This is a genomic window from Allofournierella sp. CML151 (genome assembly GCF_027853465.1).
Lineage (GTDB): Bacteria > Bacillota > Clostridia > Oscillospirales > Ruminococcaceae > Allofournierella.
On record NZ_JAPNNW010000015.1, the window covers coordinates 1 to 12,843 of the forward strand.

The 12,843-nt window shown below is 62.9% G+C and carries 12 protein-coding genes; all 12 read right to left on the reverse strand.

Going from position 1 to position 12,843, the window contains the following annotated elements; all coding sequences use genetic code 11:
- Positions 1–62: 62 nt before the first annotated feature.
- Positions 63–638, reverse strand: coding sequence for a CDP-diacylglycerol--glycerol-3-phosphate 3-phosphatidyltransferase (pgsA, locus tag PH256_RS10935; RefSeq protein WP_087183659.1), 576 nt, complete (start codon positions 636–638; stop codon positions 63–65).
- Positions 622–1,974: a 30S ribosomal protein S12 methylthiotransferase RimO gene (gene rimO, locus PH256_RS10940; RefSeq protein WP_270914209.1), complete on the reverse strand. Its 1,353-nt coding sequence runs from the start codon at positions 1,972–1,974 to the stop codon at positions 622–624. Before rimO ends, pgsA begins: the two co-directional genes overlap by 17 nt.
- Positions 1,975–2,166: 192 nt before the next feature.
- On the reverse strand, positions 2,167–2,679 hold the full coding sequence (locus PH256_RS10945; protein ID WP_270914210.1) for a regulatory protein RecX: 513 nt from the start codon (positions 2,677–2,679) through the stop codon (positions 2,167–2,169).
- Positions 2,680–2,683: 4 nt separating this feature from the next.
- Positions 2,684–3,850 carry a recombinase RecA gene (recA, locus tag PH256_RS10950; protein WP_087183661.1) on the reverse strand — a complete coding sequence of 389 codons (1,167 nt, stop codon included), beginning with the start codon at positions 3,848–3,850 and terminating at the stop codon, positions 2,684–2,686.
- Between the two features lie 180 nt (positions 3,851–4,030).
- The gene (prmC, locus tag PH256_RS10955) at positions 4,031–4,894 is read right to left on the reverse strand and encodes a peptide chain release factor N(5)-glutamine methyltransferase (RefSeq protein ID WP_270914211.1); all 864 of its coding nucleotides are present in this window, start codon (positions 4,892–4,894) and stop codon (positions 4,031–4,033) included.
- Positions 4,888–5,820: a DUF1385 domain-containing protein gene (locus PH256_RS10960; protein ID WP_087183662.1), complete on the reverse strand. Its 933-nt coding sequence runs from the start codon at positions 5,818–5,820 to the stop codon at positions 4,888–4,890. Before PH256_RS10960 ends, prmC begins: the two co-directional genes overlap by 7 nt.
- An 11-nt stretch (positions 5,821–5,831) precedes the next feature.
- Complete coding sequence (locus PH256_RS10965; protein WP_270914212.1) at positions 5,832–7,685, reverse strand: hypothetical protein; 1,854 nt, start codon at positions 7,683–7,685, stop codon at positions 5,832–5,834.
- 4 nt (positions 7,686–7,689) lie between these two features.
- Positions 7,690–9,159 carry a sensor histidine kinase gene (locus tag PH256_RS10970; protein ID WP_270914213.1) on the reverse strand — a complete coding sequence of 490 codons (1,470 nt, stop codon included), beginning with the start codon at positions 9,157–9,159 and terminating at the stop codon, positions 7,690–7,692.
- A 28-nt stretch (positions 9,160–9,187) separates the two neighbouring features.
- Entirely contained in the window at positions 9,188–9,886 is a 699-nt protein-coding gene (locus PH256_RS10975) for a response regulator transcription factor (RefSeq protein ID WP_087180809.1), read from the reverse strand.
- Between the two features lie 44 nt (positions 9,887–9,930).
- Complete coding sequence (locus tag PH256_RS10980; protein WP_270914214.1) at positions 9,931–11,214, reverse strand: hypothetical protein; 1,284 nt, start codon at positions 11,212–11,214, stop codon at positions 9,931–9,933.
- 69 nt (positions 11,215–11,283) lie between these two features.
- Positions 11,284–12,042, reverse strand: a complete 759-nt coding sequence (locus PH256_RS10985) for a ZIP family metal transporter (RefSeq protein WP_270914215.1) — start codon at positions 12,040–12,042, stop codon at positions 11,284–11,286.
- Between the two features lie 68 nt (positions 12,043–12,110).
- On the reverse strand, positions 12,111–12,761 hold the full coding sequence (locus tag PH256_RS10990) for a GDSL-type esterase/lipase family protein (RefSeq protein ID WP_270914216.1): 651 nt from the start codon (positions 12,759–12,761) through the stop codon (positions 12,111–12,113).
- Positions 12,762–12,843 lie beyond the last annotated feature (82 nt).

Genomic DNA, 12,843 nt, shown 5'->3' on the forward strand with positions numbered 1-12,843 from the left:
AGGGCTTGCCTTCCGTGAAGAAGGCAAGCCCTTTTCTTTTCTGTTTCGTAAAATGGCTCTGATTACTTGGCGTTCATGAAGCACTCCCGGTTCTGCCACAGGTAGATGCCGCCGGAGAGCAGGGTCACCAGCGCCACCGCCCAGCACAGCACCATGGAGATGAGACCCACAGCCATGATATCCCCACCGCTGGAGAAGGCCGCTGCGAAATAGTAGAACAGAATCGTGAGCATCTGCAGCACGGTTTTCACCTTGCCCCACATATTGGCCGCGATCACATGGTTGGAGGAAGCCGCCACCATGCGCACACCGGCCACAGCGAACTCCCGGGCCAGGATGATGGCCACCACCCAGATGCTGCACACGCCGTCCCGCATCATGTACAGGAAAGCCACAGTGGTGAGCAGCTTGTCGGCCAGCGGATCGGCAAACTTGCCGAAGTCGGTTACCAGATTCCACTTGCGGGCCAGGTAGCCGTCCAGAAAATCGGTGAAGCTGGCCACTGCGAACACCACGCCTGCCGCCAGATACCAGGCGGGCACAAAATTCGAGGTACCGTACTGGCTCATCTGAGCAAGTACCATAAACACCGGCACCAGCACAATGCGGGCCAGGGTGAGTTTATTGGGCAGATTCATCCTTCTCATCCTCCACTACATAGCCGTACAGATCGTACATATCGCTTTCCTCGATGTACACCTGATAGAACTCGCCGGGATACATCGGGTCCTCACTGGAAACGCACACATTGCCGTCGATCTCCGGGGCATCCGCCTCGCTGCGGCACAGGTACAGGCCACTCTCCTCGTCGATGCCGTCGCAGATCACAGTGAGGGTCTTGCCCATCTTCTCCTCCAGCTTGGCGGCGCTGATGTTGGCCTGGGCCCGCATGATGATGTCGGCCCGGCGCTGCTTCTCCTCCTCCGGCAGCTGGTCCGGCATGGAGGCAGCCACGGTGTCCTCCTCGGGGCTGAAGGCAAAGCAGCCCAGCCGCTCGAAGGCAGTGTCCTTCACGAACTGGCACAGCTCGTCGAACTCCTCCTCGGTCTCACCGGGGTAGCCCGCGATCAGGGTGGTGCGCAGAGTGATGCCGGGAATGGCCTGGCGCAGGCGCTGGATGGCGCTTTCCACCACCTGGCGGTCGCCCTTGCGATTCATGGCCTTGAGCACCCGGCTGTTGCAGTGCTGGATGGGCAGATCCAGATAAGGCACCACCTTCTCGTTGCGGACCATGGCCGCGATGAAGGCGTCGGTGATGCGCTCGGGGTAGGCATACAGGATGCGAATCCAGCGGATGCCCTCGATCTTATTCAGCTCATCCAGCAGCTCACAGATGCTGTTCTTGCCCCAGTCGTCGCCGTAGGCGGTGGGGTCCTGAGCCACCAGCACCAACTCCTTCACGCCCTCATTGGCCAGCCAGCGGGCCTCGGCCAGGCAATCCTCCATGGGACGGCTGCGCAGCGGACCGCGGATCAGCGGGATGGCACAGTAGTGGCAGCGGTTGTTGCAGCCCTCGGCAATTTTCAGATAGGCGTAGTGATGAGGGGTGGAGATCACCCGGCGGCCGCCCAGGGGCAGGTCGGTCTTGGGGCCGTAGTACTCCCGGTTCTGGTCCTCCGCGCCGCCGCACAGACGGTCGATGATCTGGGGAATGGCCTTGTTGGAGCCGATGCCCACCACCGCGTCCACCTCGGGGATTTCGGTGCGGATCTCATGCTGGTAGCGTTCGGCCAGGCAGCCGGTGACCACCACCTTCAAGTTGGGGTTCTGCTCCTTGTAGGAGCAGGCGTTCAGGATATTCTCGATGGCCTCGGTCTTGGCGCTCTCGATGAAGCCGCAGGTGTTCACGATGATCACATCCGCCAAGCTCAGGTCGGCGGTGGTGGTGTGACCGGCAGCGATGAGACCGTGGCACATCACGTCGGCATCCACCTGGTTTTTGGGGCAGCCCAGCGAAATGATTGCGATATTCAATGCAGTATTCTCCTTTTTTGTCTGGTTCGTTTGCACCGCGCCGCTCCCGATTTGCAGGCGGGCGGTCATTACAGGAAAAGGCGAGGGAGAACTCTCCCTCGCCTTGTTATTCTATCATGTTTCTAGGGGTAAAGTCCAGCATTGCGGGGTGGAAGTTGGCGGAAATCCGCCCGTTCCCCCGCCCTTTCCGCTTTAGAACTCCGGCTCCCAGTCCGGCTGGTCCTCCTCGGGCGGGTTTTCCTCCTCCCAGCGGGCCAGTGCCTCCTTGATGTCCCCCAGGGAAAAGCCCCGGCGAGCCATGGCGGCAATCACGTTCTGGCGCTTGCCCGCGGCCAGCTTGCGGCCGTAGCTGCGGCACAGCAGCTGGTACACCGCGTCGGCGGAGCTTTCCTCTTCAAAAAGCTCCTCCAGCACCTGGGCGGCAGTCTGCCGGTCCACACCCTTTTCCGCCAGGTGGGCCCGGATCTGGGCCGGGCTCTTGTGGCGGGCCAGCAGATACTTGGCCCGATGACGGGCAAAGGCCTCGTCGTTGATCAGCCCCAGCTCCACACAGCGGGCCACGGCCGCCGCAGCCGCCCGGTCGTCCTCCAGCTTTTTGCGTACCTTGTCATACAGCTCACCGCTGGAATGGTCCCGCAGCGAGAGGTATTCCATGGCCTTGTCCAGCGCGCGGCGGTAGGCCTTGTCCTCCTCTTCAAACAGCACAGCCTCAGTCCTCTACCATGATGTCCAGATCGGCCTCGCTCACCGCGGCAGCCTTCTCCTGAGCAGGGGCCTCCGCTGCGGCGGGGGCGGGCGCAGCCACCACCGGGGTCACCGAGCCCTTCGCCTTCTTGCCGCCCTTCACCAGCTTGTCGGCGTTCTGGCGTACCAGCTCCTCGATCTCGGCCATCAGCTCGGGATGCTCCTTGAAGTAGATCTTCACGTTGTCGCGGCCCTGGCCCAGACGGGTCTCACCGTAGCTGAACCACGCACCGCTCTTCTGCACGATGCCCAGAGTCACCGCCAGATCCAGGATCTCGCCGGTCTTGCTGATGCCCTCGCCGAACATGATGTCGAACTCCGCCTCCTTGAAGGGAGGGGCCACCTTGTTTTTGACCACCTTGGCGCGGGTACGGTTACCGATGAAGGCACCGGTGGAATCCTTCAGGCCCTCGATGCGGCGCACGTCGATACGCACGGAGGAGTAGTATTTCAGTGCACGGCCGCCTGCGGTTACCTCGGGGTTGCCGTAGGTCACGCCCACCTTCTCACGCAGCTGGTTGATAAAGATGGCCACGGTGTTGGTCTTGCCGATAACGCCGGTCAGCTTGCGCAGAGCCTGGCTCATCAGGCGAGCCTGCAGGCCCACATGGGAGTCGCCCATCTCACCCTCGATCTCGGCGCGGGGCACCATAGCGGCCACCGAGTCGATGACGATGGCATCGATGGCGCCGGAGCGAACCAGTGCCTCGCAGATCTCCAGTGCCTGCTCGCCGGTATCCGGCTGGCTTACCAGCAGGCTGTCGATGTCCACACCCAGGGCACGGGCATACACCGGGTCCAGCGCGTGCTCCACGTCGATGAAAGCAACCTCGCCGCCGGCCTTCTGGGCCTCGGCCAGCACATGCAGCGCCAGGGTGGTTTTACCGCTGGATTCCGGTCCGTAGATCTCAACCACACGGCCGCGGGGCATACCGCCCACGCCCAGCGCCAGGTCCAGCGACAGGCTGCCGGTGGAAATGGCGTCCACCTGCATGGCCACGTTGCTGCCCAGCTTCATTACGGCACCCTTGCCGAACTGCTTTTCGATCTGGGCCAGCGCGGTCTCCAGCGCGGCCTTTTTGTCTCCCGCCGCCTTTTTGCTGGGAGAAGGAAGAGGTTTCTTGTCTGCCATAATGTGTTTGCTCCTTTATTCCAATCGAATTTGTCTTCACAATTTCGCCGCCCCCGGCCTGCCGGCCGGGGCGGCGTTTATTTCTTCTGTCTTATTATACACAAAAGAGAAGAAACTTACAACTGCAAGTTGTAAGTTTCTGGTTAAACGACCGTTTTATCGGACGATCATCACTCTTTTTCAGGTTTTTTGCCCCAGGACCACCCGGTCCTTGCCCGCCAGATCCTGCCGGACAGCCACATTCCGGTAGCCCGCAGCCTCAAAGATGCCGCGCACCGCCGCGCCCTGCTCCCAGCCGATCTCCACCGCCAGCCAGCCGCCTTGCCGCAATGCGGCAAGGTAACCGGGAGCGATGTGCTCATAAAACGCCAGCCCCTCGTGGGCTGCCTCCAGAGCCATTTCCGGCTCAAAGCGCAGCTCCGGCTCCAGTTCCTTCATCTCGTCGCCGGTCACGTAGGGCGGGTTGGAGAGGACAAGATCCAGGCTCTCCGGCGCCAGTTGGTTCTGGTAGGTGAATACATCCCCTGCCACCGGCTGTACTGCGGGCCGCTCTGCATCAAAGCCGGGCAGTGCTCCGGCGGCATTCCGGGTCAGGTAGACAAAGGCCTCGGGGCTTTTTTCCAGGCAGGTGACCTGCGCGGCAGGGACCAGTCGTTTGATGCCCAGGCCCACGCAGCCACTTCCGGCGCACAGGTCCAGCACCTGCGGGCCGGTTTTGCCTGCCAGCAGCTCCGCGCCGGTCTCGCACAGCAGCTCGGTGTCCGCCCGGGGAATCAGAACCCCGGGGCCCACCTCCAGCTCAAAGTCCAGAAAGGGCCAGCGCCCCGCCAGATACTGAAGCGGATACCGCTGCGCCCGCTTTTCGGTCAGCTGCTCCAGACGCCTCTTCTGCTCTGCGGTGAGCTCGCCGTCCATCCAGCGCCAGTTTTTCCCCGCCACCAGCTCCATCAGGCAGGCAGCGTCAAAGGCTGCATCCTCCACGCCGGCTGCTTCCAGCCGGGCCCGCGCCCAGGCATGGGCGGTCCGGGGCGCGCCGCTTACCACAGTCCGTCCTCCGGGCGGCCGGGCAGCACCGGCTTCACCGCGGCGATGGCCACCTCGATCATGGAGTCATCCGGCTCGAAGGTGGTCAGCCGCTGCAGCCAGAGACCCGGCGCGCTGATGATGCGGGTAGCCAGGTTGTCATACCGGCCCGCCAGCTTGATCAGCTCGTAGCTGATGCCCATCACCACCGGCAGCAGCAGCAGCTTCAGGAACACACGCAGGCCGGTGCTGCTCCAGGGCAGCACACTGAACAAAAGAATGCTCACGATCAGCACCAGAATCATAAAGCTGGTACCGCAGCGGGGATGGAACCGGCAGTGATGGCGGATGTTCTCCACCGTCAGCTCCTGACCCGCCTCATAGCAGGCGATGGTCTTGTGCTCGGCGCCGTGATACTCAAACACCCGGTGAATCTCCTTCATGCGGGTGCACAGGAACAGGTAGATCACGAACATAGCAATCTTGAGTACGCCTTCCAGCAGTACCTTGCCCCAACCCAGGGGTACAAAGTGGTTGATACCACCTACAATGGCGGTGGGTAATACCATAAAGAGCACAATGGCCAGCATGCCGCCCATCACCGCGGCCAGTCCCATCAGAAAGTTCTGGAACTTGGGGCCGGTATGCTCCTGCAGCCACAGGTCCAGCTTGCCGGGCTGCTCCTGCTCCTCCTCGGGCATGCTCACCTCGGCGGAGTGCATCAGGTACCGGTAGCCCAGCACCAGGTTCTCGATCATGGAGCAGGCGCCCCGCACGAAGGGGATCTTTTGCCACTTGTGATGCTTCACGTCCTCCATCGTCAGGTCGATCCCGCCATCCGGCTTGCGCACGGCCACACAAATCTTTTTAGGGCCGCGCATCATAATGCCCTCCATCAGGGCCTGACCGCCCACACTGGTCTTAAAACATTCCTTTGGTTTTTCCATTCTTTCTCCTTTCAGCCGGGCTGACACACCGGCTCCAGCTGCACTGCGCCGTCCTCTGTGTTCACCCGGTAAAGCCAGCCTGACCGCACCGGCGTCCCCGCCTGGTCAGTCAGCATCTCCTGGTCCGCGGTGGGCTGGCCATCCGCCGCGCAGTACACGTACTCAAACCCCTGTTCCACCAGGTACTCGTTCCACCGCAGCGAAAGCCCGTGGGAATCACCGCACTCGGTGGGGGACCAGTACTCCACCTGATTGGGCAGCAGCGCATAGCGCAGCAGCTGACCCAACCGGTCCATGGAGGAGGCCTGGGTGATTGCAAGCACCCGGTCGGTGGGTTCCAGACAATCGTGCAGAGCCTCGGCCTCCTGCAGGATGCCGTCCACTCCGGATGCCTGATCGCCCATGAACTGCTCAAATACCGTCTGATAGGCGCCGGGCAGCCAGCGGGCCGGGGCCTGCCAGTTCAGACAGGCAAGGAAGGCCGCTCCCGCGCAGCACCAGGCCAGAGGCTTTCCTCTGCCCCAATACTGCCAGACCGCCGCCCCCAGCACCAGATAAAGGGCGCCGGTGGGGAGCGGACCGATGTAGCGGCTGAAGGCGGAAAGGGTCAGTGCTTCGCCCTCCTGGAACAGGTACACATAAGAATAGCACACCGACGCCGCATACACAACAAAAATCAATGTAAAAACTGCCAGCACCGGGCGCAGTTCCTGCCGGCGCAGCCGGGGCAGCAGGCAGGCCAGCGCCCACACCACCGCCAGCATCGCCAGGGCGGAAAGTCCCCAGCGCTTGGCCAGCGGCTGAACCGCCAGTGCCCGCAAAAAGGAGGGGATCACCTGCCCTGCCAGACCCTCGCCCTTCAAAAAGGCGGTCAGATTGTCCGGCGTATAGGCCTGGGGCGCATCCTCAGTAAAATAGGAAACATAGCCCTTTGCGGCGCACAGCCAGCGCCAGCTTTGCCACAGGCCCGCAGCAGCCGCCACGGTAACGCCCGCAAAGGCAAGCCTGCGTGCCCGGCCTTTGCTGCAAAACAGCGCCTGCCGCCACAAAATTGCTACTGCCAGCAGTCCCGCCGCCGCATACAAAACGCCGGTGCTCTTGGTCAGCACCAGCAGGCAGGCCAACAGGCTCACGGTCAGTCCGTCCAGAAGGTCCGGCCCGGTGCGGCCGCGCCAGGCCGTGTAGGCCATGCAGCCCAGCATCAGGCCCATCAAAGGCTCCACCACCAGGCTCTCGGTGTAATAGTGATTGAACAGTGCCGGGAACAGCAGCAGGAACACCGCGCCGCCCACTGCGGCGGCGGCTTGCCGCAGCCTGCCGCCCTCGCTGGTTTTCTCCAGAAGAGGCAGTGTCAGGCCGGTGTACCACAGCAGCTGCCCCCAGAACAGCATGGGGTGAGAAAAGGGCTGCCCGATCTGCAAAAACACCAGCAGCATCTGAGCGCCGGGCGGATAGTCCGCATAGGCGCTGGCCAGCCGGGCGCCCTCTGGGAAGGCCTCCAGTCCACACATCTGCTTGCTGAAAAGCGCCCAGTGAAGCAGATCATCCAGCATCACAAAGCGGATCTGCCGCATCAGCAGCCAGCCCGCGGCCATGGCCAGCACCAGGGCAAACACGCCCGGGCGGATCAGAAGAGCCACGCACCGGCCTGCACCGGCTTTGCGGCAACGAACCACCGCCGTCAGGCAGGCCGCACCGGCGCACACCGCCATCACCGGCAGTGCCGAGCTTTTGTGCCCGGCCAGCGTGGCGCAGTAGGTTACAAGAGCGGTCCCGGCCAGAACAACCTGGACCGTACGTTCCAGTGGCCGTTCCAACGCCAGAGCCAGCGCCGCGGCCAAAACGATCAAAATCAGAATCGTCACAGGGTTACTCCTTTTCCGGGCTTTCTTTCGGGGCATTCACCGCCCAGTCCGGCGCTTCGCCGCTGCCCCGGTAGATGGGCAGGCGCAGGGTCACAGTGGTGCCCTTGCCCAGCTCAGAGGAAATATCTGCCGAGCCGTCCAGCGCAGTCATGATTTCATCCACCACTGCAAGGCCGATGCCGCTGCCGCGCACCGCGCCCTTGCCCTTGAAGAATTTCAGCTTCACATTTTCCAGATCATCCGGCGCAATGCCCCGGCCCTCATCCTTGATCAGCACGTACACATTCTCGCCGTCCTGCAAAAGGTCCAGAGTGATGGCCCCGCCGGGCGAGGAATATTTCACCGCGTTGTCCATCACGTTGATGAACACCTGGCGCAGCCGGCTGCCATCCGCCCAGATCGGCAGGGGCAACTCCGGCTCCTCATACACCAGCCGCAGCCCCTCGGCGCGGATGCGCGCCTCCATGAACAGGGCCGCGTCGGTGAGCTCGGCCACCAGATCCAGAGGCCGGCATTCCAGCTTCACGCCGCTCTGCAGCCGGGAGAAGCTGAGCAGCTCCTCCACCATATCGTACAGCCGGTCGGTCTCCCGCCCGATGATGGACAGGCCCTTGCGGTAGTTTTCGTCCTCCGGGTCCCGGATATGGGCGATGGTCTCCACCCAGCCCCGGATGCTGGTGAGCGGGGTACGCAGCTCGTGGCTCACCGACGAAATAAACTCGTTCTGCAGCCGCTCGGTTTTGGAAAGCTCCCCCGCCATCTGGTTGATGGTATTGCACAGCCGCCCGATCTCGTCGCCGTCGCTGCCCTCGGGCAGGCGGGCGCTCAGATCGCCCCGGGCGATGGCGTTGGCCGTCTTGGCCACCTCGTCCAGCGGACGCACAATGGAACGGATGAAAAACACACCGCTCCAGGCACTGAACAGCAGGATCACCGCACCAAGGCCCAAAGCCAGCAGCACCCGTTCCACCATCATCTGGTCCACCATGGTCAGGCTGGTCACCATACGCAGGGCCGCCACATCCTCCGCCGGGTAGGGTACCATCACGGAAATGGCCATCACCCGCTCACCGGTCACACTGGTATACACGCTGCGGCCGCTGCTGTTGGGGGATTCCATGGCCATGAGAAAATCCTCCGGGGCCTTTTCATAGCGCAGCGTTCCGCCCGAGGAGGTGGCGATCACCTGACCCTCACTGTCCAGCAGCATGAACTCGAACTTGTCCTTCTCGTCGAACTGCTCCACCATCCGGCGCAGCAGGCTGCCTCGGCTCTGGGAGGTTTGCTCCGCGCTCTGGCCGGTGGTGATCTTCAGCTGACCGCCCATGCTGGAAATTCGGCTGAGCATGGCCTGCTGTACCCCGTTATAGCTGCCTGAGATCAGGGTATAGATATAGATGCTCACCGCGCCTGCCACCAGCAAAAAGGTGATCAGAAGGCTGCTGCGCAGCCATCGTTTGGTGATGCTGTTCATGGCAGCCCCCTTCCTGTATACCTGCCTGTCATCCGTTCCAGCGGTAGCCGTAGCCCCACACAGTGAGGATGTGCTTGGGGCTGGAGGGCTCGTCCTCCACCTTCATGCGAAGGCGGCGGATGTTCACGTCCACGATCTTCACATCGCCGTAGTAATTTTCGCCCCAGACCCCTTCCAGGATCTTTTCCCGCACCAGGGCAGTGCCGGGGTTCTGGAAAAACAGCTCCATGATCTGGAACTCCACCTGGGTCAGATCGATGGGCTTGCCCGCCTTGTACAGCACCCGGCTCTTCTGGTCCAGAATAAACTGGCCGCTCACCATGCGGGTCTCGTCCGGAACGGGAGCCTCTGCCGCGCCCCGGTTGACCCGGCGGCACAGCGCCTCGATGCGGGCCAGCAGCTCGGACACGCTGAAGGGCTTGGTCATATAGTCGTCGGCTCCGATGGACAGGCCGCGGATCTTATCCTGCTCCATGCTCTTGGCGCTCAGGATAATGATGCCGATGTTCGGGTCGTCCCGGCGGATGGTCTCACACAGGGAAAAGCCGTTCATGCCGGGCAGCATCACGTCCAGCACAGCAGCGTCGCATTTCTGGCCCTGGCTGAGCAGCGCCAGGCCCTGCTCGGCACTGCCGGCCTCCAGCACCTGATAGCCCGCCATCTGAAGATTCAAGGCGATCAGCTCGCGGATGCTGGTCTCGTCTTCCACAACTAACACTCTACGCATGCAATCAAACCTCCTATAAAAACGGGGCGGGCGGCTTTTGCCGCTCACAGCACCCGGAAGCAGTCGGTCAGTGCCGCCGGCTGCAGGTTTTCGCCGTTTTCTCCCACATGGGAAGCCAGAATTCTGGCCTGTACCTTTTTGCCGCCCACGTTCCCCAGGCGGAAGTAGGACCCGCCCTCGGTGCTGGGCTCCACCACCCGGACCTCCAGGTAGCCGGTACCGTCCTCCAGGCTGCGGATGGCCCAGCTGCCCTCCTGCGAGCCTTCCTTCACCTGGATCTTGCCCTCCCAGCTGGGGGGCAGCTCCAGGTAAAAGCCATTTTCCAGATCCACAATGCCGAAGCTCTTCTCCGGATCGGTGCTGGTGTAGTCCATCCAGGCCACAAAGCTCAGGCGGCCCACCGTGATGTGGCCGTTGGCATCCGGCAGCTCCACCGGAATCTCCACCGTTCCGTCGCCGTCAATGTCGGTGCTGGTGAGCAGGCTGGAATAGCGGATGCTCTCGCTATAAACGTCCACCGGCAGCAGAGGGGTATATTCCTCCAGCTGCTGGGTGGCGGCATTGTAGCTCAGCAGAATGCTGGCCAGCGCCGAGCCGGAGCCCACGTAGCCGTCCAGCACCAGATAATAGCCACCGTCCGATCCGCTGCTCAGGTGCAGAGCCTCGCAGCTGGAAAACCGTTCCGGACTCAGCCAGAACTCCTGGGCCATGGTGAACTCGCCCCGGATGGCCGTGAGCAGCTGCACCTTCATTCCATCAACCGTCTGAGGGCCGATCAGGATCAGGTCCTTCAGACCGCTGCCGGTGATATCCTGCAATTCATACTGGGAATAGGCCTGCTCCATTACCTGGGTAAGAGTTCGGTCCTGGTAAGCATATACCGAAAGATATTTTTCCCCACTGGTGCCCACATAGCCCACCAGCAGCTGCATTCCGCCATCGCCGCTCATGGCCGCAGTGCTCACACTGTCCACCTCGGCGGAAAGGCCCTCGAGCTCCTGGGTCACCACCCAGCTGCCGCCGGACTGCTCCAGAATCGCCAGGCAGACGTTCTGCAGCCCGGAGCTCACATACAGCGCCGCCGCGTCCATGGAGCCGTCGCCGTTCCAGTCGCCGAACAAAAACGGGGAAAGGATATCGCCGTTCTGGGGGTATTTCAGCTGAGGCGCCTCGCCCAGATAGGCCGTGAGCGCCTTCTGCACATTGGTCTGGGGTCCGGCCAGCTGGGGGGCGCGCAGAAGCTCCTCCACACCGCCGCTCATGCTGCTGGCGCAGCCGCACAAAAGGCTTGCCGCCAGCACAAGTGCCGCCAGAGCCATTCGTTTCACGGCCGTCACCCCCTTCCCGCCCGCGGCATCTCGTCCCACGGGCCAAAAAAGATAATCTGCTTTATTATATCATGATAACACGCTGATTCCAAGTAGCATCGTCAAAACCCCCGCCGCCAAGCCCGTTGCCACCTTGTCCGCCGGGCCCAGCCGGTAGGCCATGGGCAGCAGCTCGAAGGCCGCCGCCCAGCACATCACCCCGGCCACTCCGGCCAGCATTCCATTCAGAAAGCCCGGGGTAAGCAGCGACCCCAGCAGCCCGAAGGCCAGCACCGCACCCACCGGCTCGGCCAGACCGCTGGCAAAGGCCGCGCTCGCCGCTTTGGCCCGGCTTTTTGTAGCATAATACAGCGGCGCGGCCACCGCCATGCCCTCGGGCAGGTTGTGCAGCCCCACTGCCAGGCTCAGCCGCAGGCCCGCCGCCGGGTCTGCCACGCCCGCGAACAGGGTAAGCGCTCCCTCCGGCAGATTGTGGGCCAGCAGTGCAAGGCCGGTGACCAGCGCGCCCCGCAAGGCAGCCGCCCGGCCCTCGCCGGTTGCCTCCTGTTTTGCCTCGGGCAGCAGCTGTTCCAGCAGTGCCGCCAGGACCATGCCCAGCAATGCCAGACTGGTCACCGCCAGGCTCGCACCCGCCGGGCCCATGGCTTGTCGCCAGCCCGCCAGCGCATGGGGAAGCAGGTCCAGCAGGCTCATGGCCAGCATCACTCCCGCCGCAAAGCCGCTGCACAGCGCCATCGTCCGCCGCCCGGGGCGAAAGAGGGCGGCAACCAGCCCGCCAATGCCGGTGCTCAGCCCGGCCAGAACTGTCAACGTGAGCGCATGCAGCATAAAACAACACCCCATATCCTTTTTGTACAAGGATATGGGGTGTGAAAAAGCGCTATGCGTATGGGCACTCAGCTCCGGCCGCTGAGCAGCACCCGGATCTTGGCCTCCAGCGCCAGGGCAAAACGTGCCTGGCTGGCCGCGTCAAAGTGCATCCAGTCCGCCTCGCCCGGCTGCACATAGGGGTTGCAGTCCATGAATTCACAGCCGGTATCCCGGGCGGTCTGCTCCATCAAAGCGGGCAGCAGGCGGGATTTTTCCACGCAGCCCTCGCCCATCTCCTGGCCCACGCGGGGTACCTGGTGCACCCGGGAATCAATCATGATGGGCGCCACGATCAGCACCTTGGGTTCGCCTGCCCACACCGGCAGCTGCTTTGCCCGTGTCACCAGACGGGCCAGCCCGTCGGCAATGTTCTGGGCGGTGGCGGAATAACGCTGCTTGCAGTCGTTGGTGCCCAGCATCACCACCAAAAGATCCAGCGGACTGTGGGTGTTCAGGGCCGTGGCCAGGTGGGCAAAGCCGCAGAGGCCCTCGTTCAGCGGGTCTTCAAACACGGTGGTGCGGCCGCACACCCCTTCCTCTGCCACCAGATACCCCTCGCCCAGCTGCTCCTGCAAAAGGCGGGTCCAGCGGGCATCGTCCTCATAGCGGCCGCCGGTGGCGGCGCAGTAGCCCCAGGTGTTGGAATCGCCGTAGCATACAATGTGTTTTCTGTTCATGGATATTCGACCGCCTTTTCGCGTTGTTTTCTGCCCCCTATTGTAGCAGAGCAGAGGGCGCAAAACAATGCCCGCGGGCAAA